Annotated in this window: 19 protein-coding genes; 11 read left to right on the plus strand and 8 right to left on the minus strand. The window is 65.6% G+C overall.

Translation table 11 applies throughout. From position 1 onward, the window contains the following. On the minus strand, nt 1-1,236 hold a 1,236-nt coding region (locus tag VE092_RS09020), incomplete at its 3' end, for a methyl-accepting chemotaxis protein (protein ID WP_324875913.1). Nucleotides 1,237-1,547: 311 nt separating this feature from the next. Here VE092_RS09020 and VE092_RS09025 point away from each other — a divergent pair. The 3 genes from VE092_RS09025 (at nt 1,548) to VE092_RS09035 (ending at nt 4,786) form a co-directional block, all read left to right on the plus strand. Then, nucleotides 1,548-3,347: an ABC transporter ATP-binding protein/permease gene (locus tag VE092_RS09025; RefSeq protein WP_324875915.1), complete on the plus strand. Its 1,800-nt coding sequence runs from the start codon at nt 1,548-1,550 to the stop codon at nt 3,345-3,347. Nucleotides 3,348-3,468: 121 nt separating this feature from the next. After that, on the plus strand, nt 3,469-4,317 hold the full coding sequence (locus VE092_RS09030; RefSeq protein ID WP_324875917.1) for a D-amino acid aminotransferase: 849 nt from the start codon (nt 3,469-3,471) through the stop codon (nt 4,315-4,317). Nucleotides 4,318-4,504: 187 nt separating this feature from the next. After that, nucleotides 4,505-4,786 (plus strand): HP0495 family protein, encoded by a 282-nt coding sequence (locus VE092_RS09035; protein ID WP_039875317.1) that lies wholly within the window; start codon nt 4,505-4,507, stop codon nt 4,784-4,786. A 64-nt stretch (nt 4,787-4,850) separates the two neighbouring features. Here VE092_RS09035 and gcvA read toward each other — a convergent pair whose 3' ends face one another. Continuing rightward, nucleotides 4,851-5,819 carry a transcriptional regulator GcvA gene (gcvA, locus tag VE092_RS09040; RefSeq protein ID WP_006463417.1) on the minus strand — a complete coding sequence of 323 codons (969 nt, stop codon included), beginning with the start codon at nt 5,817-5,819 and terminating at the stop codon, nt 4,851-4,853. Between the two features lie 187 nt (nt 5,820-6,006). On the opposite strand from gcvA, the gene VE092_RS09045 reads away from it, so the two are divergent. The 6 genes from VE092_RS09045 (at nt 6,007) to VE092_RS09070 (ending at nt 13,405) form a co-directional block, all read left to right on the plus strand. Further along, complete coding sequence (locus VE092_RS09045) at nt 6,007-6,396, plus strand: DUF2917 domain-containing protein (RefSeq protein WP_324875921.1); 390 nt, start codon at nt 6,007-6,009, stop codon at nt 6,394-6,396. Between the two features lie 35 nt (nt 6,397-6,431). Continuing rightward, complete coding sequence (gene lipB, locus VE092_RS09050) at nt 6,432-7,133, plus strand: lipoyl(octanoyl) transferase LipB (RefSeq protein WP_324875922.1); 702 nt, start codon at nt 6,432-6,434, stop codon at nt 7,131-7,133. Between the two features lie 40 nt (nt 7,134-7,173). After that, nucleotides 7,174-8,172: a lipoyl synthase gene (gene lipA / locus VE092_RS09055; RefSeq protein WP_006463414.1), complete on the plus strand. Its 999-nt coding sequence runs from the start codon at nt 7,174-7,176 to the stop codon at nt 8,170-8,172. A 180-nt stretch (nt 8,173-8,352) separates the two neighbouring features. Then, nucleotides 8,353-9,045 (plus strand): GTP cyclohydrolase II, encoded by a 693-nt coding sequence (gene ribA / locus VE092_RS09060; protein WP_324875925.1) that lies wholly within the window; start codon nt 8,353-8,355, stop codon nt 9,043-9,045. 147 nt (nt 9,046-9,192) lie between these two features. Beyond that, a complete protein-coding gene (locus VE092_RS09065) occupies nt 9,193-10,392 on the plus strand; it encodes a GTP-binding protein (protein ID WP_324875926.1) in 1,200 nt (399 codons plus the stop codon). 172 nt (nt 10,393-10,564) lie between these two features. Further along, nucleotides 10,565-13,405: a bifunctional diguanylate cyclase/phosphodiesterase gene (locus VE092_RS09070; RefSeq protein WP_324875928.1), complete on the plus strand. Its 2,841-nt coding sequence runs from the start codon at nt 10,565-10,567 to the stop codon at nt 13,403-13,405. A gap of 33 nt (nt 13,406-13,438) precedes the next feature. Here the strand turns inward: VE092_RS09070 and VE092_RS09075 are convergent, their stop codons facing one another. Next, nucleotides 13,439-14,374, minus strand: coding sequence for an AEC family transporter (locus VE092_RS09075; protein ID WP_324875930.1), 936 nt, complete (start codon nt 14,372-14,374; stop codon nt 13,439-13,441). Between the two features lie 54 nt (nt 14,375-14,428). Then, nucleotides 14,429-15,127 (minus strand): GntR family transcriptional regulator, encoded by a 699-nt coding sequence (locus tag VE092_RS09080; RefSeq protein WP_324875988.1) that lies wholly within the window; start codon nt 15,125-15,127, stop codon nt 14,429-14,431. 135 nt (nt 15,128-15,262) lie between these two features. Here VE092_RS09080 and mnmC point away from each other — a divergent pair, with 135 nt between their 5' ends. After that, a complete protein-coding gene (gene mnmC, locus VE092_RS09085; RefSeq protein ID WP_324875932.1) occupies nt 15,263-17,152 on the plus strand; it encodes an FAD-dependent 5-carboxymethylaminomethyl-2-thiouridine(34) oxidoreductase MnmC in 1,890 nt (629 codons plus the stop codon). Here mnmC and VE092_RS09090 read toward each other — a convergent pair. Further along, nucleotides 17,127-17,465, minus strand: coding sequence for a YXWGXW repeat-containing protein (locus tag VE092_RS09090; protein ID WP_324875934.1), 339 nt, complete (start codon nt 17,463-17,465; stop codon nt 17,127-17,129). The genes mnmC and VE092_RS09090 overlap by 26 nt on opposite strands. Before the next feature lie 224 nt (nt 17,466-17,689). Beyond that, entirely contained in the window at nt 17,690-18,694 is a 1,005-nt protein-coding gene (locus tag VE092_RS09095; protein ID WP_324875936.1) for a helix-turn-helix domain-containing GNAT family N-acetyltransferase, read from the minus strand. A gap of 254 nt (nt 18,695-18,948) precedes the next feature. Here VE092_RS09095 and VE092_RS09100 point away from each other — a divergent pair, with 254 nt between their 5' ends. Further along, the gene (locus tag VE092_RS09100; protein WP_324875938.1) at nt 18,949-20,556 is read left to right on the plus strand and encodes an NAD(P)/FAD-dependent oxidoreductase; all 1,608 of its coding nucleotides are present in this window, start codon (nt 18,949-18,951) and stop codon (nt 20,554-20,556) included. 100 nt (nt 20,557-20,656) lie between these two features. Here the strand turns inward: VE092_RS09100 and phaP are convergent, their stop codons facing one another. Then, nucleotides 20,657-21,226, minus strand: a complete 570-nt coding sequence (gene phaP, locus VE092_RS09105) for a TIGR01841 family phasin (RefSeq protein ID WP_006463404.1) — start codon at nt 21,224-21,226, stop codon at nt 20,657-20,659. A gap of 237 nt (nt 21,227-21,463) precedes the next feature. After that, complete coding sequence (locus VE092_RS09110; RefSeq protein ID WP_324875940.1) at nt 21,464-22,678, minus strand: patatin-like phospholipase family protein; 1,215 nt, start codon at nt 22,676-22,678, stop codon at nt 21,464-21,466. Between the last annotated feature and the right edge of the window lie 42 nt (nt 22,679-22,720).

The raw sequence follows: 22,720 nt of genomic DNA on the forward strand, positions 1-22,720 counted from the left end.
CTCGGTGGCGACGACCGCGAAGCCGCGACCCTGTTCGCCGGCGCGGGCCGCTTCCACGGCGGCATTCAGGGCCAGGATATTGGTCTGGAAGGCGATGCCGTCGATCACCCCGATGATGTCCACGATCTTGCGCGACGAGGTGTTGATGGCGGCCATGGTATCGACGACCTCTTCGACGATGGCGCCACCCTGCTTGGCGATGTCGGAGGCATTGCGGGCCAGCTGGTTGGCTTCGCGGGCATGGCCATCGTTCTGCTTGACGGTCGCCGTCAGTTGTTCCATGGCTGAAGCGGTTTCTTCCAGCGAGGCGGCCTGGTCTTCGGTGCGGGCCGAGAGGTCGCTGTTGCCGGCGGCGATCTGGGCGCTGATGGTGGCGACGCCAGCGGCGGCATCGCGCACTTCACTGACGGTGTTGCGCAGGTTGCCGCTCATCTCGGCCAGGGCTTCCATGATGCTCTGACGACGCCCATTGCCGACACGGCGCAGCGTCACCTCGTGGTACAGCTCGCCACGGTCCACCGCCAGCGCCACGTGCTTGACCTCGTCCGGCTCGGCGCCCAGTGCGCCACGGATGGAGCGGGTGATCAGCGTGGCCAGCACCACCCCGGCCACCAGCGCGGCGCTGAGCAGGATCAGCATGAAGGCCTGGAAGCCGCGTGCGGTGCTGCGGGCCTTGGCTGATTCGGCCTGGCTCATGCCTTCTTCCAGGTCGATGAACTGGTTGATCGCGGCCAGCCATTCGACGAAGGCCGGCTTGACCTGGCCTAGCATCAACTGGCGCGCACCCTCGATGTCACCCGCCTTGCGTGCCGCGATGGCCTTGGCGGCCAGCGGCATGGCGTGTGTCTCGGCGGCCTTGATGCGTTCCAGGCTGGTGCGCTCGTCCGGGCGTACCTTCATGCTGGCGAAGACGGCGTCCAGCGGCTTGGCCGATTGCTGGTAGTCGGCTTCGAGCTTGTCGATCAGTGCCATCACGTCCTTGACCTCGGCATCCCCCACCAGGGTCAGGTCGCGCAGGGCGATGGCGCGGTCATGCACGCTGCCGCGGAAGTTGATGGCGTAGCGCTGCTTGACGTTGTTGTCTTCGCTGACCCGCGCCAGGCTGCCCTCGATGGCATTGACCTTGGTAATGCTGACCACGGTCAGCACCAGCATCATCGCCAGGACCAGCGCAAAGCTCAGCGACAATTGGGCGGCGACGCTCAGCGAGCGACGCTTGGGGGTGAGATTGTGCATGGTAGGGCTCCCTGGAATGATGGACTGGTGACGCGACAGTGACTTGTGACCGATGCTGCCGATTATTGCGGGCCAGTCCTTGGGCGCCTACTAGACGATGGTATTAGTCGACCCTTCGACATGGCGTTGATGACTGGCAACATGGTTCAAAGAGGGCAGTCTAGCGACAATCATCCTGTCCATGGATTGAATCTTCCGATGGCAGCGATAGCCGCAGCGTGGCCCACCGTATGGGGCGGGGAAGGGTGCTTAAGCCTGCGTTAAGTCTTCTGCGGCAAGCTGGGCAGCAAACTCATCGCCAGGACCACGACATGACCGAACGCCCGTCCCCTGCAGTCGCTTCCACGCCACCGGCCGGTGCTGCCCATGCCGGCAACCGTGCCACCCGCGCCCAGATATGGCGGCTCATCCGGCCGTTCTGGGTATCCGAAGAAAAGTGGAAGGCCTGGGCGCTGCTGCTGTCCATCATTGCCCTGAACCTGGGCATGGTCTACATCAACGTGCGCCTGAACTCGTGGAACCGCGACATGTACAACGTGCTGCAATCGCGCGACTATCCGCAGTTCAAATCACTGCTGTGGCAATTCTCGGGCCTGGCCTTCGTGTTCGTGGCCATCGCCATCTACAGCGTCTACCTGAAGCAGGCGCTGCAGATCCGCTGGCGCTACTGGATGAGCACCCGCTATCTCGACCAGTGGCTGGCGCATCGCGCCTATTACCGCATCGAGCAGGGGCAGGAGGGCCGGCTCTCGGACAACCCCGACCAGCGCATCGCCGAAGACCTGCATGCACTGACCTCCGATACGCTGTCGCTGGTGCTCGGATTCATCTCCAGCAGCGTCACCCTGTTTTCCTTCATCCATATCCTGTGGTCGGTCAGTGGCCCGCTGAGTTTTTCGGCCGCTGGTCACAGCTGGGTCATTCCCGGTTACATGGTCTGGTTCGTCATCGCCTATGCCGCCGTCGGGTCCGGACTGGTGTGGTGGATCGGCCGTCCGCTGGTGGGACTGAGCTTCAACCAGGAGCGCTTCGAGGCCAACTTCCGTTTCGGTCTGATCCGCGTGCGCGAGCATGCCGAAGCGGTGGCCCTGTATCGCGGCGAGACGCAGGAACGCACGCAGCTCACGGCACGCCTGGACGATATCCGCCGCAACTGGTGGGACATCATGCGGCTGACCAAGAAGCTCAACGTAGCCGTCAATTTCTATGGCCAGTTCGCCGTGATCTTCCCCATGCTGGTGTCGGCGCCGCGCTACTTCTCGGGCGCCATCTCACTGGGCGTGCTGATGCAGATCAGCGATGCCTTCGGCCAGGTGCAGGATGCGCTGTCATGGTTCATCAATGCCTTCACCACGCTGGCCAGCTGGAAGGCCAGTATCAACCGGCTGGCGGGCTTCCATGCCGATGTGGAGCGTGCGGCCGGCATGGCGCGCACCATCGAGGTCACGCCGCATGCGGGCAGTGCGGTGACGGTGTCGGGTTTGCAGCTGTCCTTCCCGGATGGTGCGCCGATGATGCGCAGCCTCGATGCCCGGGTGGAATCCGGCGAGCATGTGCTCATCAGCGGCCCTTCCGGCTGCGGCAAGTCCACGCTGATCCGCGCCATGGCCGATGTCTGGCCCTATGGTCATGGCCAGGTCGGCCTGCCGCAGGATGCACCGGCGATGTTCCTGCCCCAGCGCAGCTATCTGCCCATCGGTACCCTGCGGGCGGCGCTTTCCTATCCGGCGGCCGAGGGCAGTTTCAAGGATGATCTCATCACCCGTTACCTGGCCCTGTGTCGTCTGTCGCACCTGGCCGACCGGCTGGATGTGGCGGCCAACTGGAGCCAGGCGCTGTCGCCGGGCGAGCAGCAGCGGCTGGCCTTCGTGCGGGTATTCCTCAACCGTCCGCGCATCGTGTTCCTGGACGAGGCCAGCAGCGCCATGGATGGCGAAACCGAAGAGGTGCTCTATGCCGCCTTGCCGCGCGAGCTGCCGGGCGTGACCGTGATCAGCATCGCGCACCGCGAGACGCTGGCGCGCTTCCACGATGTGCGCTGGAAGTTCGTGCCGGCGGCAGCGGGCGAGGGTGCGGGGCATCGCGTACAGATGGAAGCGATGGCCTCGTGAGGGTGCCTGCACCTTATACCGTTTTTGCATAGGATTGCCCGGGGCGGCGTGACAGAATGGATTCATCGCGGCACGGTCTGCCGCATCCACCCGCTCACCCACGATTACTGGAAAGCCCACCATGAACGATCCCATCGTCTATCTCAATGGCGCACTCACGCCGCTGTCCGAAGCCCGCGTCCCGGTGCTGGATCGCGGTTTCATCTTCGGCGATGGCATCTACGAGGTGATCCCCATGTATCGCCGCAAGGCTTTCCGTGGTCGCCAGCACCTGGCGCGCCTGTTCCGCAGCCTGGACAGCATCGGTATTCCCAATCCGCATGACGAGGCCGGCTGGAACGCCCTGATCGACCAGGTTGTGCAGGCCAACGGTCTGGAGGACCAGATGATCTACCTGCAGGTCACCCGGGGTGTGGCCAAGCGCGCCCACGCCTTCCCCAAGGAAGTGGTGCCGACGGTACTGATCATGACCAACCCCATGGCACTGCCGCCGGCTTCGGCCATCGAACAGGGCGTGGCCTGCGTGACCATGGAAGATCGCCGCTGGCTCAATTGCCAGATCAAGTCGACCTCGCTGCTGGGCAATGTGCTGGCCGCGCAGTTCGCCGCCGAAAACCAGGTGACCGAGGCGATCCAGTTCCGTGACGGTTTCCTGTCGGAGGCGTCGTCCTCCAATGTTTGGGTGGTCAAGGATGGCCAGATATCGGCGCCGCCCAAGGACAACCTGATCCTGGAAGGCATCCGCTATGGCCTGATGGAAGAGCTGTGTGCCGAAGAGGGCATCGTGCTGCAGTCGCGTCGCATCACCCGCGAGGAAGTGCTGGCCGCCGACGAGCTCATCATTTCCTCGGCCAGCAAGGAAGTGCTGCCGGTGGTCAAGCTGGACGGCCAGCCGGTGGGCAGCGGACGTCCGGGTCCGGTGTTCGGCAAGGTCTATGCGGCCTACCAGGCGGCCAAGGCCCGTCTGTAAGCGGGACGGCAATGTGGTCAACGGCGACCTTGACGTTTTCTGCACGTCGGGTCGTCGGCATGGCGTAGAATGCAGGCATCCCCCACCCGTATTCACCTGACCCTCCGCTTGAAGCCCGCCGGTTCATCCCCATCTGGGAGCATTGAAACCAGGAGCGCCGAAGCGGACAACGCCAAGGCGGTTTGCCATGACTATGCCCACTATTTCCCCTGAAGAATCCCTGATCGAATATCCCAGCGACTTCCCCATCAAGGTGGTCGGGATCACCCATGACGATTTCGCCGAAACCATCGTCGCCATGGTCATCGAGCACGATCCCGAGTTTCATGCGGGCAAGGTCGAGATGCGGCCGTCCACCCAGGGCAAGTACCTGTCGCTGACGCTGACCGTGCGCGCCACCAGCCGCACCCAGCTCGACAATATCTATCGCGCGCTATCCACGCACGAGATGGTCAAGTTCGTGCTCTGATCCGGTTCGCGGTGTCGCAAGGTCGGCAAAGACCGGCGCAGTCCTTCGGGATGCGCCGGTTTTTTCATGGGCTTTTCGCTTTTTTGCGGGCTGGCGTTTTCGGCACATCGCCCGGCCAGCCGGGGATGGCCTGAAAGCGTTGCATCTCCTCGAAGATCCATTGGCGGAAGGCCACCACGCCGGGCTTTTCCAGTCCTTCCGGCAGGTGCACCAGGTAATGCGCTTCCTCGCACAGCTGGGCCACGTCGAACAGACGCACCAGCGTGCCGCTGGCGATTTCCTGCCAGGCGATGGTGTGTCGCGACAGCGCCACGCCCTTGCCCTCGACGGCATGGCGCAGGGTCAGTGAGGAGTCTTCCACCACCAGCGTGCCGCTGGGTTCCGGCAGATCCAGCCCGGCCAGGGTCAGCCAGGGCTGCCAGGACTCGCGGGTATCCATGCGCAACAGGGTGCAATGGGCCAGGTCAGCCGGGCGGGTGAGCTTGCGGCTACGGCCACCGTCGCCGCGATAGCCGGGGGCGGCCACCGGGTAGTAGTAATCGTCGCTGAGCTTTTCGGTGACCACGCCACTGTACTGTCCGCGACCGAAGCGGATGCCCACGTCCACCCCGTCCAGGCGCAGGTCGGCCAGGTGGCTGCCCGATTGCAGCACCACCTCGATTTCCGGATGGGCATCGATGAACTTCCACAGGCGCGGCGCCAGCCAGCGCGAGGCAAACGAGGGCGTGGCCGAGATCACCAGGCGTTGCTGGCGGTTCAGGCTGCGCAGGTGTTCGGCGGCCTGGGCGATTTCGCCGAGCGACTTGCGGATGGTGGCGGCGAAGCGCTGGCCGGTCTCGGTGATGGCGATGCGCTTGCCGTGGCGTTTGAAGAGCTGCAGGCCCAGGTCTTCTTCCAGCGCGCGCACCTGGTGGCTGATGGCGCCGGGCGTGACATGCACCTCCTCGGCCGCGCGCGAGAAGCATTCGTGGCGGGCGGCCGCGTCGAAGGCGCGCAGGGCGGCCAGGTTGGGCAGTTTCCGGAGATCGGCCATGGTGGGTTCCTTGTGAATTCCATTCGCAAAGAAACGCAATATATATCGTTTTGTCGCGCTGCAGGGTTTTCCTACAATGGTGACTCATTCACCATCACTCCAGGCATTTTCCCTCTGAAAGCCGCACCCGATCGGACAGTGCGGCAGGGACGCGGCTTGTCTGGATTTTCGCAAGGGAGCACCCGCCATGGCAATTTCATTCGCAGATCAGAGGACTCCGGAACGGCTTCTGGAAGGACAGACGCAGACCCGCCGCCTGCGCGGTGGTGTGCGCATCCGCGTCACCAGCGGCCTGGTGTGGCTGACCATTGCCGGTTGCCGGCAGGACATCTGGCTCACGGCCGGACGTTGCTTCGACTACCACGGACGCGGGCTGGCGATCCTCGAAGCGGTGCACGGAGCGGCCGAGTTCACGGTGTCGCCCCTGCGCGTCGCGGGCTGGCGCAGCTGGCTGTCCGGTGCCGGTTCTCCCATCGCCCCGCAGGCACCGCTGCTGCCGGTGGCTGAGGGTAACGACACGGTGCGTATCAGCAGCATCAGCAAGTTGTTGCCGCACGGACTGATCCGCTGGTTCTGACACGGCCCTGTCCGAATTTCGCTACACTGGCGGGCATGCAAACCGCACTACCCCCCGCCAGCGCCAGCACCACGCCCGCCGCCCCGGCCCGCCGTCCAGAGATCGTACGGCGCGGCGTCGAGTCCTACGAGACCAGCTTCGCCGCCATGCGCGCCTACACCGATGCGCGCACCGCCGACAGCCCTGACCAGCTCTGGATCGTCGAACATCCCCCCGTCTATACCCTGGGCCTGGGCGCCGACCGCGCCCATGTGTTGACTCCGCACGACATCCCGGTGGTACAGACCGACCGGGGAGGCGAGGTCACCTACCACGGCCCCGGACAGGTGGTCATCTACCTCCTGATGGACCTGCGCCGCAATCGCAGCGGGGCGCGCCTGTTCGCCCGGGAATTCGTGCACAACATCGAAGAGGCGGTGATCGCCACGCTGGCGGCGTATAATCTCGCCGGTGTACGCAAGGAAGGGGCGCCTGGCATCTACGCCGCCGACGGCCCCTGGCAGGGCGCCAAGGTGGCCGCGCTGGGCTTGAAGATACGGGGCAACGGCTGCACCTACCACGGGGTATCGCTCAACGTGGCCATGGACCTGGCACCGTTTTCCTGGATCAACCCCTGTGGCTACGAAGGCCTGGCCACCGTGGACATGCAGACCCTGGGGGCCGGACAGGCCCGCCTGGCCGATGTCCAGGACTTGCTTGCCGACCAACTGATCGCCCGCTTCGCGGGCATGGCTTGAGCCTCACGCGCTGAGCGCGCCCGGGGCCGGAACGACCGACATGACGACCGAAATCACTCCCGCAGCAGATTCTTCCTCCAATGCCAATGCCGCCGGTGCGGCCCGCGTGAACCCGCTGGACAAGCAGAAGGGCGCCGGCAAGACGGCCTGGATTCCCATCAAGGTGGTGGCCGCCGAAAAGCTGAAGAAGCCGGACTGGATTCGCGTCAAGGCCGGCTCGCCGACCACGCGCTTCTACGAGATCAAGGACATCCTGCGCGCCAACAACCTGGTGACGGTCTGCGAGGAAGCCTCCTGCCCCAACATCGGCGAATGCTTCGGCAAGGGCACGGCGACCTTCATGATCATGGGTGACAAGTGCACCCGCCGCTGCCCGTTCTGCGACGTCGGTCACGGTCGTCCCGACCCGCTGGACCCCAACGAGCCGGAAAACCTGGCCAAGACCATCGCCCAGCTGCGCCTGTCCTACGTGGTCATCACCAGCGTGGACCGCGACGACCTGCGCGATGGCGGTGCCGCCCACTTCGCGGCCTGCATCCAGCGTGTACGTGAATTGTCGCCCGAGACCCGCATCGAGATCCTGACCCCGGACTTCCGTGGCCGCATGGACCGCGCCCTGGAAATCCTCAAGATGGCCCCGCCGGACGTGATGAACCACAACCTGGAAACCGCGCCGCGCCTGTACAAGGAAGCCCGCCCCGGTTCCGACTACGAATATTCGCTGAGCCTGTTGAAGCGCTTCAAGGACCTGCATCCGGAAGTGCCGACCAAGTCCGGCATCATGGTCGGCCTGGGCGAGACCGACGAGGAAGTGCTGCAGGTCATGCGCGACATGCGCGCCCACAACGTCGACATGCTCACCATCGGCCAGTACCTCATGCCCAGCGGCGACCACCTGCCGGTACGCCGCTACGTGCACCCCGACACCTTCAAGATGTACGAGGAAGAGGCCTACAAGATGGGCTTCGTCCACGCCGCCGTGGGCGCCATGGTGCGTTCCAGCTATCACGCCGACCAGCAGGCGCACGGGCTGGTGTAAGCCGGCTGGCTTCGCACTGCAAGGCCCCGCCGTGTGCGGGGCTTTTTCTTGGTTGAGAGCAATTCAAATTCCCCGTACAAGTCGCTCAGGGGGCTTGTACGGGATCGTGGCGCGCTGAAAGAAACCCGGCCGCAAGGTAAGATACGCGGTTCTGAGCATTCGATTCGAAAGCAGGTTGTCATGTCTTCACCCATCGTTCCGGCCGCCGCCGTGCCGGAAGAAAAACTGGTCTTCGTGAGTTCGTGCAAGTTGCCCATGCCCTGGGCCACCTTCGAGCTGCACGCCTTCTACGATGAAGTTTCCGGCAAGGAACATCTGGCCCTGACCCTGGGCGATGTCGGTAATGGCGCGCCGGTGCTGGGCCGCGTGCATTCCGAGTGCCTCACCGGGGACGCCTTGTTCTCCCAGCGCTGCGACTGCGGCGCCCAGCTGGAGGCCGCCCTCAAGAAGATCGCCAAGGAAGGCCGTGGCGTGCTGTTCTACCTGCGCCAGGAAGGCCGTGGCATCGGCTTGTTGAACAAGATCCGTGCCTACCACCTGCAGGACCAGGGCGCCGATACCGTGGAAGCCAATGAACGCCTGGGCTTCCCGGCGGACATGCGGCGCTACACCATCGTATTGCCCATGCTGGCCCACCTGAAGATCACCAGCCTGCGCCTGATGACCAACAATCCGCGCAAGGTGAAGGCGCTGGAAGAGAGCGGCATCACCGTGGCCGAGCGCATTGCCCTGATCGCCAACCACAATCCCTTCAACATCGGCTACCTGGGGACCAAGGCGCGCAAGCTGGGCCACCTGCTGCCGGGCCTGGGCAAGGGCGAGGCCCAGCCGCAGCCGGAGAAGGTGCCGCTGGATGCGCATGACAATGAGTGAACTGCACGGGTAAGCTGCGCGACTGAATCGCACAACACCAGACGGGCCGATACGGTCCGTCTTTTTTTTGCCCGGTTCCGGCCTGCCCCCTTGACGCATCGGTTAGCATGATGGCTGGACTGTCCATTCTCATCCCGTCTTTACAACATGAACCCATCCGTACCCGCCGGCGCTGCGCCGATTCCCGTTTCCCTGCTCACCGGCTTCCTGGGCAGCGGCAAGACCACGCTGTTGAATCACCTGATCACCCAGCCGGAAATGAAGGACACGCTGGTCATCATCAACGAGTTCGGCGAGATCGGCCTGGATCACCTGCTGGTGGCGCACAGCCAGGAAGAAACCATCGTCGAGATGAGCAGCGGCTGCCTGTGCTGCACCATCCGCGGCGATCTCAAGAAGACGCTCAAGGACATCACCTGGCGCTTCGCCGAAGGCGGCCAGCGCAAGTTCGACCGCGTGGTCATCGAGACCACCGGCCTGGCCTCGCCCACGCCCATCCTGCACACGCTGATGACCGACCCCTTCATCTCGGCCCGCTACCGCCTCGATGGCGTGATCGTCACGGTGGACGCGGTCAATGGCATGTCGACCCTGGACAATCATCCGGAAGCCGTGCAACAGGCGGCGGTCGCCGACCGCCTGCTGCTGACCAAGACCGACCTGGCCGACGCCGCCACGCTGTCGGCCCTGCAGGCGCGCCTGCGCACCCTGAACCCCGGTGCGCGCCAGTTGCAGCCGCAGGTGGGCCAGATCGCGGCCGCCGAGCTGCTGGATGCGGGCCTGTTCAAGCCGGGCGAGAAGATGCCCGACGTGGCGCGCTGGCTCAACGAGGAAGCCTTCGCCGAGAAAGCGGCCCAGCACCACCATCACGGCCACGACCACCATCACCACGGTCATCATGACCATGGACATGATGATCACGGCCACGCGCATGCACACGATCATCACGAGCATGATCACGCCCACGACGTGAACCGGCACGACGACCATATCCGCGCCTTCTGCTTCACCTTCGATGAGCCCATCGATCCGGTGCTGTTCGACGAATGGCTGAGCTTGCTGGTCGGCTTCAAGGGACCCAATATCCTGCGCATCAAGGGCATCCTGAACCTCAAGGGCGAGGAGCGGCCCACCGTGATCCATGGCGTGCAGCATATCTTCCATCCCACCGCCACTCTGCCGCAGTGGCCTTCGGAGGACCGCCGCAGCCGCATCGTCTTCATCACCCGCGACGTCGAGCGCGCCACCATCGAACGTTCCTTCGATGCCTTCATGCAGGCCCAGCAGATCGAGCGGGAGGCCCGCGAGGCGCAGCAGAAGCGCAATGCGGCGCCGGCCGCCTATTGAGCAGGACCGGCCGCGCAGGCGGCCGTATGTTCCCGTGGGGAAACATGAAACGCCCCGGCGATGGGATCAGCGCCCGCCGGGAGTGTGACGATTAAAAATAAACCCGCTACGGCCGATAACGAGGGATAGTCCGGATTATGATCGGGCTCACTAGAGATATAACGATTCGTTTATGCAGCGTGTGATCAACAAGCTGGGGGCAACGTTGTCGGCATCGCTCACGCTGATGCTGGGTTTGTGCGCCACCGTGACGGTCTTCGTCGCCACCAGCCACCTGGAAGAGGATGCGGTCAACCTGGACTTCGAGCGCCGGGCCGGACTGCGTGCCTTTACCATCCAGCGCGGGCTGGAAGAGGCGGTCCAGGTGCAGTCGGTGGTGAACCACTTCTATGCCACTGTGGGAGACCCCAGCCGCGAGCAGTTCGAGAGCTTCACCCGCCCGCTGCTCGAGCGTTATCCCTATGTCCGCGCCTTCAGCGTGCAGCGCTTCGTTTCCGACGAGGACCGGCCGGTCTTCGAAGCCCTGCGCCAGGGCGCCAAGCCGGGCTTCGAGATCACCACGCTGCGCGACGGTCGGGTGCAGAGCGCGCCACAGCAGCCGTCCTATCTGGTGGTGGATTACGTGGAGCCGATGGCCGGCAATGAAGCCGCGCTGGGACTGGACGTCTCCGGCAATGCCGCCATCAGGAGCGCCCTGGATGCCGCGCTGGTCAGCGGCCGGCCGGCGTCGACGCCGCCGCTGCAGCTGGCCCAGTCCGGCCCCGACGAGCGCGGCCTGCTGGTGATCCAGCCAGTCTATCGGGGCGGCGTGCAGCCCACCGATCACGCAGCCCGGCGCGCACTACTGGTGGGGGATACCACGGCAGTGCTGGAGCTCGACGGCCTGGTGCAGAAGATCCTGGACGGCGCCGGCCTGATGTCGGATCACGAAATCGGCCTGCGCATCTACGTCGGCGCCCAGGCCGCACCCGGCAACCTGGTGTTCAGCCACGACAGTGCGCCGCACGAGGAGCACTGGCTGGACCATCTGCTCAAGCCCGGCACCCTGTTTCGCCATCCTTCCACCACCGTCACCAGTTTCGACATCGGCGGCCAGACCTGGCACATGGAGATCAGCATCCCGCCACGTTCGGTCTTTGCCGACCACTACGGTTCGCTGCTGATCCTGCTGGTGGGCGTGATCGCCTCGCTGCTGGGCGCGGCCTACATGCGGGCGCTGTCCATGCGTTCGCACCGGGTGCAGCAACTGGTGGAAGACAAGACTGCCGAGCTGCGCACCACCAATGCCCTGCTGTCCGACGACATCAAGGCGCGCCGGCTGGCCGAGCGTGCATTGCGCCTGCGTCACCAGGCCATCGAGGCCAGCGCCAATGCCATCCTGATCCTGTCGGCCCAACAGCCGGACTACACCATCGAATACGTCAACCCGGCTTTTGCCCGCATCACCGGCTACAGCAGCGCGGAGGCGGTGGGCAAGAGCATCCGCTTCCTGGAAGGCCGGGACAGCGATCCCGAGGGATTCGAGACCGTCTGGATCGCCATGCGCGAGCAGCGCGAGCACAACGTGGTCCTGCGCAACTACCACAAGGATGGCTCGGAGCTGTGGAACGATTTCTACATCGCGCCGGTGCGTGATGAAAGCGGTGAGGTCACCCATTTCGTGGCGGCGCTGTACGACATCACCTCCATGAAGCGCTACGAAGCCGAACTGGAATTCCAGGCCAGCCGCGATACGCTCACCGGCCTGATCAACCGCCACATGCTGCGGCATCACCTGGAACAGGCCATCGGCGCGGCCGAGCGGCAGAAGCAGGCCCTCTGGGTGGTGTTCGTCGACCTGGACCGCTTCAAGTTCGTCAATGACACGCTGGGCCACAAGGCCGGCGATACCCTGCTGCGCACGGTGGCCGGGCGACTGCGCGCGGCGGTGCGCGAAGCCGATACCGTGGCGCGTCTGGGCGGCGACGAATTCATCATGATCCTGCCGGAGCAGGATGAACTGTCACTGGATACGCGCAGCCTGCAACGTATCATGGATGCGGTGGCGGCACCGGTGACCCTGGGCGGGCATACCCTCTTCATGACCTGCAGCATCGGCGTGGCCTGCTATCCCAACGACGGCACCGATGGCGAGACCCTGATCAAGCATGCCGACATCGCCATGTATCGCGGCAAGCAGACCGGTCGCAACAATTTCCAGTTCTACACCCCGGCGATGAACGAGCAGGCGCTGGAACGCCTGCGCATCGAAGGCGATCTGCGCAATGCGCTGGACCACGGCGAATTCCTGCTGCATTACCAGCCCAAGGTGGACCTGGCCAGCGGCCGCGTGATCGGCAGCGAGGCCTTGATCCGCTGGCAGCATCCGCAACTGGGCATGGTCTCGCCGGCGCGCTTCATCGGCCTGGCCGAGGAGACCGGGCTGATCCTGCCCATCGGCGCCTGGGTTCTGCGTACCGCCTGCGTGCAGTGCCGCCAGTGGCAGCTGAAGGGGCATGAAGACATCAGCGTCTCGGTCAACCTCTCGGTGGGCCAGTTCCTGCAGAAGGACCTGGTCTCTTCCATTGCCGATGTGCTGGAAGACACCGGCCTGCCGCCGGCCTCGCTGGAGCTGGAACTGACCGAGAGCCTGATGATGACCGACGTCGAGCACGCCATCGGCATCCTGGCGGGTTTGAAGAAGCTCGGTGTGCGCCTGTCCATCGATGACTTCGGCACCGGCTATTCCTCGCTGGCCTACCTGAAACGCTTCCCCATCGACGTACTCAAGATCGACCGCTCTTTCGTGCGCGACATCACCATCGACGCCGACGATGCCGCCATCACCGCCTCCATCATCTCGCTGGCGCGCCACCTGAAGCTGCGCGTGATCGCCGAAGGCGTGGAAACCGACGAACAGCTGGATTACCTGCGCCACTACGGTTGCGACGAGATTCAGGGTTACCTGTTCAGCCCGCCGGTACCGGCTGACAAATTCGAACAGATCCTGCGCGAAGAGCGCGCCATGCTGTAAGCGCAGCGGGCGGCCCGGCCGCCTGCCGGCTGCTCAATGGTGCGCGATCCAGGCCAGGATCACGGCGATGGTGGGCAGCGACAAGGTAGTCGAGATCAGGATGGCGCGCGACATCGCCGTCACCTCACGCTGATACAGCTCGGCCAGCATGAACGGCCCGGTGCCGATCGGCATGGCCGCCAGCAGCACTGCGCTGTCGGCCCATATCCGCGGCAGCGGCAGTACCCAGTAGGCCAGCACCGCCGTCACCGCCGGTTGCAGCAGCAGCTTGAACGCCACCAGCAGCCACACCGGCGCGCCCGCGCCCCGCTGCACCGGCTGCGCCAGGAACAGTCCCAGCGAGACCAGCGCGCACGGCCCGGCGGCCCCTCCCAGAAGCTTGAACAATTGCTGCACCCCGCCGGGGATGCCGACGCCGCTCAAGGCCACCGCGATCCCCGCCACCGGCGCGATCATGATGGGATTGCGCAGCAGCGAGCGGCCCACCTTGGTGACCGTCTGCCCCAGCCCGGCGCGCGCGTGGAGGCAGGTCTCCAGCAACACGATGGCCACCGCGAACAGCAGACAGGCCGTCATCACCATCGCAATCACCGAGGGCGGCAGGCCGTCGCGGCCGAAGGCCAGGTAGCACAGCGGAATCCCGATGAAACCGACATTGGCATAGGAGCTGCCCAGGCTGTCGATGATGACGTCGGCCGCCGCCGCCTTCTGGCGCAGGCGCAGCCATGCGGTGAGCAGGAACACCAGCGCCACCCCCGCAGCGAAGACGGCGATGAAACGCAGGTTGGCGAAGTCGGCGGCCGTCAGCCGCGACATGGAATCGAACAGCAACGCCGGCAGCGCCAGCCAGATCACGAAGCGGTTCAGCTCGGTGGCCGCGGCGGCCGACAGGACGTTGCGCCGGCGGCAGATCCAGCCCAGGAAGATCAGCGAAAAGATCGGAAAGACAATATTGAAGATGGCGAGCATGGCGGGGCGCAGCCGTGCTGCGTACGGATGAAAGGGAAGGAGGGGGCAGGCCGCTCAGGCCTGCTGTCTTGCCTGCCGGGCCTCGCCCAGCGCCCGCGCCAGGTGTTCGGCCGCGCCCTCGGCGTGTTGTCGTGCCAGCTTGTCGGAAAGCGCAGGCTGGCCGTCAAGCACGGCCTGCAGGATCGCTTCGTGCTCATCCCAGACGGTACGGTGCGAACGGACATCGCCGGCCAGGATGGCGCCCATGGCGCGGCGGATGTGGTGCCAGTGCAGCGCGGTGGTCTCCGCGATCACCGGATTGCCGCTGCTGCGATAGAGGAGCTGGTGGAAATCCATGTCGGCCCGGATGCGCGCCGACAGGTCGTCCAGGTCTGGCATGGCACGGGCCGCCGCGATCAGGGCCCGCCCCTCGGTGGCCAGCATCGTGCGCCGGGCGACGTCGTGCCGGCAGTGCGCCGCGCTGTCACGTGCGGCCAGGCCGTCCAGGACGGCGCGCACCTGATAGAGCTGCAGCAGGCGCTGTGGATCAAGCGCGGTCACCATCACACCCTTGCGACCGGCATCGGTGATGAAGCCCTCGCGCCGCAGGATCTGGAACGCCTGCAGGATGGGCTGGCGCGACACCCCCAGTTGTTCGGCCAGGCCTTCCTGGGTGATCTTGCTGTTGGGCGCCAGGGTTCCGGTGCAGATCGCATCCAGGATGGCGTGGTAGACCTGTTCGATGAGCTGTGCGGGGGCGTCGATCTTGAGCATGGTACGCAATGTTCGTCTTTTCTGTGTTCTGTATGCAGATTATGGAGCATGGCGGGCTTTGTCAAGACGCAAGGCCGGTTCCGGCAGGCGGCGTAGAATGGCGGCCTTGTTCGCTCCCTCCTGGATGTCCTGACGATGCCTGCCTGTCCCCTCCAAGCTGCCTCCCCGGAATTGCTCGCCGCCTGGCGCGCCGACGCGGCAACCCGTCCGCCCGGACTGACGGCTCTGCCCGATGGCCTGAGGGAGCAGCATACGGCCGTGGTGCTGGACCTGCATTTCGGCCTGGGCCATGCTTTCTTCGCCACCTGGCATGCTTTTGCCTGCCAGCGGACGCAGGGCGGGGCGCGCGCCTGCCAGCGCCTTCATTACATCGTCATCCTGCCGCATCCTCCCGAGGCTGACGCGCTCCATCCCGATCCGACTTATGCACAGGCGCTGCGCGCGGCCTGGCCCTTGCCGCTGCCGGGCACGCATCGCCTGCTGCTCGATGAGGGCAGGGTGAGCCTGACGCTGATCTGGGGCGCGCTGGAGGAAGAGCTGGCCAGGCTGGAAGCGCCGGTCGATCTGTTCTACCTGCATGCCGACGCGCCGCGCTTCGACGCTGCGGCCCCGGCCTGGCATGCCCACGCCTGCAAACGGCTGGCGCGCCTGGCCTGGACCGGTGCCCAGGCGCGGGTATGGGCGGCAGATCTGACCCCGGCGCTGCCGGCGGCGATGCGCCAGGTCGGTTTCAGCGGCAGCCTGCAGGAAGGCGTGCTGGTCCTGCGCTATGCCCCGGCCTGGGCACGTCCGGCATCGCACGTGGCGACCAGCGACACGCCGCAGCCGCGCCAGCCGCGCCAGCCCCGCCATGCGATCGTGATCGGTGCCGGGCTGGCCGGTACCGCCATCACCGAACGCCTCTGCGCGCGCGGCTGGCACATCGACCTGATCGACGCCGGCCGGGATGTGGCCACACGTGCCTCGGGCAATCATGGCGGCCTCTTCATGCCGGCACTGGCGCGCGACGACAGTCCCCTGGCGCGCCTGACCCGTGCCGCGTTCCTGTTTGCGGCGCAACGCTGGCAGGCCCTGGGCGGGGTGGGGGTGGAGCAGGGTGCGGCGATCATCGGGGAATGCTGCGGCATCCTGCAGTTCGGCCGTGATGCCAGGCAGGCCTGGTCCTTCGAGCAGGGCGCCCGGCAATGGCAATACCCGGCGCGCTATGCGCGCTGGATGTCGGCCGCCGATACCGCTGCCGCGCTGGGCATGGAGACCATGGGTGGAGGCTATTTCTTTCCGGAGGCCGGCTGGCTCAACCCGCCCTCGGTATGCCGTCGCCTGCTGGCGGTGGCGCAGGCCGAAGGGCAAGTGCAGACCCATTTCGGACGCGCCGTGACGCGCCTGCAGCGCGCCGGCCTGCAATGGCAGGCGCTGGATGCGGCCGGCGCGGTGATGGCCGAGGCCCCGGCGCTGATCCTGGCCGCCGGCGCGCAGGCAGGGACGCTGGCCCAGGCCGCCGCACTGCCGCTGAACACGGTGCGCGGCCAGGTCACGCATCTGCCGGCCGAGGGATTTCCCGAGCTACCCTACGCTCTGTGCGGCGACGGCTACCTGACCCGGCCCTTTGCCGGACAAGTCTGCATGGGCGCCAGCTACGACCGCTTTGACGATCCGGCCCTGCGCGCCGACAGCCATGGCGACAATCTGGCCCGCCTGCGCCACATGCTGCCGCAGATCGACCGGCACCATGCCTTGCCCGACGCCACCGATCCCGGGCTGGGGGGGCGGGTCGGCCAGCGCTGCATCGCCCCCGACCGCTTGCCGCTGGTGGGGGCGCTGCCGGGCGGCGAGGACGGGCTCTACGGCTTGCTGGGCTATGCGTCGCGCGGCCTGATCTGGGCGCCGCTGATGGCCGAATTGCTGGCCTCGATGATGGAGCGCGAGCCGCTGCCGCTGCCGCGCGACCTGGTGGCCGCGCTGGACCCGGCCCGCTTTGCCGGCCTCTCAGCCAGTGCGCTCAACGCGCCCAGTGACCCGGAATGAAGTGCCAACCGCCGCCCGGACCTTGCTGCCAGTGCGCTGGCTCGTAGCGCGCATAGCCGCGGCGTACGCGTTCCCAGTGACCACCTACCCACACGTGGCGATGGCCGTTCCAGGCCCAGTAGCCTGGTGCCCAGGCATAGCCGTGGCGCGGTGGGGGCGCCACTTCATAGCGCGGTGCCGGCGGTGGCGTGCCGATGCGTACGTCCACGCCGACCACCTGCGCCTGCGCGGCAGGGGCGGTGGCCAGGGTGACGCCGAGGGCGGAGAAGGTGGTGAGAAGGACGAAGGCGATGCGGCTTGTTGTGGTTTTCATCATGGACTCCTGTCATGAAACAGTTTGGCGGTGGATGAGACGCGTCGCGAAGGTCGCGCCGTGAATCCACTCTAGGAGCCGTGCCTCTTTAAAGCTGTAATGTTGTGTTTCCAGTTGTGTCACGCTGCTTGGCGCGGGACCCGCCGGCACCGGCGCCGCGGCCCGATTGCGGTGGCGACCGGTAACAAACGCCGGCAGACCGATACTTTGCGATACGTGAGCGCTCAGTCCGACCCGTCCGCAGGCTCCCCCAGCGGCACTGCGCGCGCCGCACGCACATAGCGCTGTTCCACCACCCGGCTGCCCCATTGTTCGCCCGGCGCTTCCTCGGCCAGCGCGAAACCCGCCGCCAGATACAGATGCCGCGCCGCCTCCAGCCCCTTGAACGTCCACAGATAGCATTCGAATCCATGCGCATCGACAAAGGCCATGGCCTGGTCCAGCAGGTGCCGTCCCACGCCGCTGCCGCGCAGGCTGTCATCGACGATGAACCAGCGCAGATGGGCCACGCCGCTGGCGGGATCGCCGTCGATGACGATCGAGGCCAGGGTGCGCCCTTGTTCCACGTGGGTCCAGAGCTGCTTGCCGGCGGCCGGCAGGGACTGTGCGAACGCGCCCAGTTCGCTGGCCACCTTGTGCTCGAAGAACACGCCGAAGCCCGACGTGCCCGCGTAATAGCGCGCATGCAGTCCGGCGATATCGCCGATGCAGCCGGGCTGGTAGCCGGTCGTCAAGGCTGCCGGCGCCGGGCCTTGTGGTGCTGCCAGGTTGGGGTTGTCGCGTGACAGGGCCTGCGAATACAGGGCCAGGGCGCGCAGCAGACCTTGCTGGTCTTCCGGCATGATCCGTCGCAGCGCCGCCGAGACCTGGTCGGTGGCGAAGCGGTCGATCTTCTTGCGCAGCGCCTGGCCCGTCTCCGTCAGCGACAGGCTGAAGGCCCGCCCATCCGCTTCCAGCGGCGCACGGCGCACCAGACCCAGTGCTTCCAGCTTGGCTACCTGGCGACTGGTATTGGACTTGTCCAGACACAGCAGCTCGCCCAGGTCACGGGCCTGGATGCCAGGGTTGAGCCCGATCTCGATGATGGCGTGCACCGCCGAAGGCGCCATGTCGCTGCCCGCCAGCGTGCTGCGCATGAAGCCGAGTTCGCGCACCAGCTTGCGCGACAGCTCCCGCAACTGGCGGATGGTCTGTTCCCGCGCGGGAAGCTGCAGGCCGTCGTAGTCCATGGGGATCTCCAGAAAAGGCATATGGTTGCGAAGTGCAATTAATTTACCGCCACATGATTGCGAAGTGCAACTTGTTTTGGCGGTCGGCCCGGCCCCTGTCTCGCCGGCGCAACTGGCCTCGGGCGGCAGCGGGTTGGGTCGGCCAGCCTGCTGGAGTAGAATGTCGCCTTTCGCGCAGCCCGCCCGCCGTGACCCTGCCGGCCGCCGTGGCGCGCCACCTCCTGCATCCCCAGCCTTGTTGAAAGTCCCCGCACATGTTGCGCATCTCTGAGCTCACCCTGCCGTTGAACCATACGGAAGACGAACTGAACGCCGCCATCCTCGAACGCCTGGGCATCACGGCCGACGAGATGCTGTCCTTCACGCTGTTTCGGCGCAGCTACGATGCCCGCAAGAAGACGGCCATCACCCTGACCTACACCATCGATGTCGAGCTTCGCAACGAAGCGCCGGTCCTGCAGCGCCATGCGAAGAAGAGCAATGTCGGTCCCACGCCGGATACCTCCTACCATTTCGTCACCCGTGCCCCGGCCACGCTGAAGCAGCGCCCGGTGGTGATCGGCTTCGGCCCCTGCGGCCTGTTCGCCGCGCTGATCCTGGCCGAGATGGGCTTCAACCCGATCATCCTGGAGCGCGGCAAGACCGTGCGCGAGCGCACCAAGGACACCTGGGGCCTGTGGCGCCAGCGCGATCTCAAGCCCGAGTCCAATGTGCAATTCGGCGAAGGCGGCGCCGGTACCTTCTCCGACGGCAAGCTCTACAGCCAGGTCAAGGACCCCAAGCATTACGGTCGCAAGGTGCTGTCCGAATTCGTGGCCGCCGATGCGCCGCCGGAAATCATGTACGTCAGCAAGCCCCACATCGGCACCTTCCGCCTGGTCAAGATGATCCAGCTGATGCGCGACAAGATCGAGAAGCTGGGCGGTGAATTCCGCTTCGAACAGCGGGTCGAGGATGTACTGATCGAGGATGGCCGCATCCGTGGCCTGACCCTGGCCACCGGTGAACAGATCGAGGCCGACCATGTGGTGCTGGCCATCGGCCACAGTGCCCGCGATACCTTCGAGATGCTCTACGAACGTGGTGTCTACATCGAGGCCAAGCCGTTCTCCATCGGCTTCCGCGCCGAACATCCGCAGTCGCTGATCGACAAGTGCCGCTTCGGCCCCGGCGCCGGCCATCCCATCCTCGGCGCGGCCGATTACAAGCTGGTGCACCATGCCTCCAACGGCCGTTCGGTGTACAGCTTCTGCATGTGCCCGGGCGGCACGGTGGTGGCGGCCACCTCCGAGCCGGGCCGGGTGGTCACCAATGGCATGAGCCAGTACTCCCGCAACGAACGCAACGCCAACAGCGGCATCGTGGTCGGCATTTCGCCGGCCGATTATCCGGGGCATCCGCTGGCCGGCGTGGCCTTCCAGCGTGAATGGGAAAGCCGCGCCTATGAGCTCGGCGGCGGCAACTACAATGCGCCGGCCCAGCTGGTGGGCGACTTCATCGCCAACCGTCCTTCGGCGCAACTGGGCAGCGTGGAACCCTCCTACAAGCCGGGCGTGACCTTGGGTGACCTCAATCCTTCGTTGCCGAGCTACGCCATCGAGGCCATCCGCGAAGCGCTGCCGGCCTTCGAGAAGCAGATCCGCGGCTATTCCATGCACGACGCCGTGCTGACCGGCATTGAGACCCGCACCTCTTCACCCATCCGCATCAAGCGCGATGACCACACGCTGCAGAGCCTCAACACCAAGGGTCTGTATCCGGCCGGCGAGGGGGCCGGTTATGCCGGTGGCATCATGTCGGCTGCCATCGATGGCATCCGCGTGGCCGAGGCGCTGGCGCTGGACATGGTGGCGCAGGGCTGATTGTCGGACCGCCCAAGCAAAACGCCGCTCCGGTTGCCCGGAGCGGCGTTTTTCGTTTGCCTTGCTCAGTATTGCCTGACGCCTTGGCTTGCTGCCTGGCTTACTTCTTGGCGCGGGCCGAAGCGACGGTCTTTTCAGCCGCAGCCGTGAATTGCTTGGTGGCGTTGGCCAGGTTGGCTTCCAGGGTTTCCACGGCCTGCTTGGAGTTCTTGGACAGTTGCTCGTAGGCGGCGTTGGCGTTGGTCAGGGTGGCCTTCAGGATGGACACGGCCTGTTCCGAACCCGGGGGCGCATTCTTGCTGATCTCGTCGATCAGGGCCGACAGCTTGCGGCTGGTTTCGGAAATCTGGGCTTCGGCCGCCTTGGTGAATTCAGCCTGGGTCGAGGACACGATACCGGCCAGGTGACGGCTGTAGGCGGTAGCCTTCTCGGCGCCCGGCTGGGCCTGTGCAGCGGCCAGCGACAGCAGTTCCTGCGGGTCCTTGGCGGCGGCCAGCTGCTTGGCGGCGGCGGTGGCTTCTTCCAGGGTGGCCTTGGTGGCCGACAGGTTCAGCTCAACGATCTTTTCCACGCCTTCGAAGGCCTTGGCGGTCAGGTTGTTGATGAGGTCCAGGTGGGCTTGCAGGTTGGCCTTGGTGGCGGCGGAAAACTGATCTTGGTACGAAAACATGTTCATCTCCTAGGTGATATGACAAATGAGCGTGCCGACGCGCGTGACGTTAAACAATCGGCGTTCGAGAGCGGCTTTCGACCAGAATCAACTGACAATCTTGATTTTGTGCGCCGCAACAATTCCTATTTTATGCACTTCTTTGGTGAAATCAAGGGTTATTTGTGCGCCGCACAAAAATAGTCCGGCGCGCGTGGACATTATGCGACGGCCAGCCCCCGGCCGTATTGCGGGCCATCAAGTCGCGCCCGCGGCGCTCTTGCCGGGGCGCACATGGGTCTGCCCGCTGGGCAGGTCATGCACCACGATGCCGGTATCACTCTCGCCGAACGGACAGCCCTTGCCCAGCGCGATGGCGCGTAGCCCATCCTGGTAACCCTGTTCCCAGCGCCACATCACCGACCCGCGGGCGAAGTTGACATCCTTGGAGGCCATGTTCCAGTCACGTCCGGCGTAGGCCAGGCGCACGATGTGGATGGTGCTGTCGGCGCCCAGTTCGGCCATCATCTGCTTGTCCTGCTGGGTCAGCAGTTCGCGTGGCAAGCGCTTGTAGAGCGCATGGGCGGCGCGGCGCAGCCGATACTGCTGCAGGTAGGCATCGATATGGCGCTGCGAGCGCGAGGCGAAGGTGACATCCTTCTCCCGCGTCTGCACTTCTTCCAGGGTACGCGGCTCGGGGCCGTCGGAGTGCCACAGGTCCACCATCATGCACAGCAGGTTGGTGCGCGGTTCATCGTTGAGGACGGCCTCCAGCGGTGTATTGGAATACAGGCCGCCGTCCCAGTACAGCTCGCCATCCACCCGCACCGGTGCGAAACCCGGGGGCAGGGCGCCGCTGGCCATGACGTGTTCCGGTCCCAGCGGTTGCTCGCGCGAATCGAAATTGACCAGCGTGCCACAGGTGACCTTGACCGCCGCCACCGTCATGCGGATACCCGACTGGCTATTGAGGTAATCGAAATCGACCAGCCGCGCCAGGGTCTCGCCCAGTTCGGCGGTGCTATAGAAACTGGCGTCCTCGGGTGACACCGGCAGGCCCAGCGAAAAGGCATTGAGCGGGCGCGGCCGGAAGAAGCCGGGTGCACCCCGCAGGAAGGTATCCAGCGTGGTCACGCGGGTGGCCCAGGGACGCAGTGCGTCCGGAACCTGGCGCAGGTCGAACAGGTCGGGATGGGCCACCGTCTCCCAGAATTCCCGCAGGCGGGCGATCCGGGTCTGGCGCGGGTTGCCGGCGATCAGGGCGGCATTGATGGCGCCAATTGAGGTTCCTACCACCCAGTCCGGCGTGAGGTCGTGCTCATGCAGGGCCTGGTACACCCCTGCCTGGTAGGCGCCCAGCGCGCCACCACCTTGCAGCACCAGTGCCACGCGCGGCTTGACCGCCGGCGCGGCTGAGCGGCTGGCGGGTTTGCGGGGAGCGGACGGGGGCGTCTGTTCGGGGTCCTTGCGCATTGTCGATCCTTTCAGGGAGTGCCCGTTGCGAAGCGGGCAGAC

This window comes from Herbaspirillum sp., assembly GCF_035644555.1.
GTDB lineage: Bacteria > Pseudomonadota > Gammaproteobacteria > Burkholderiales > Burkholderiaceae_D > Herbaspirillum.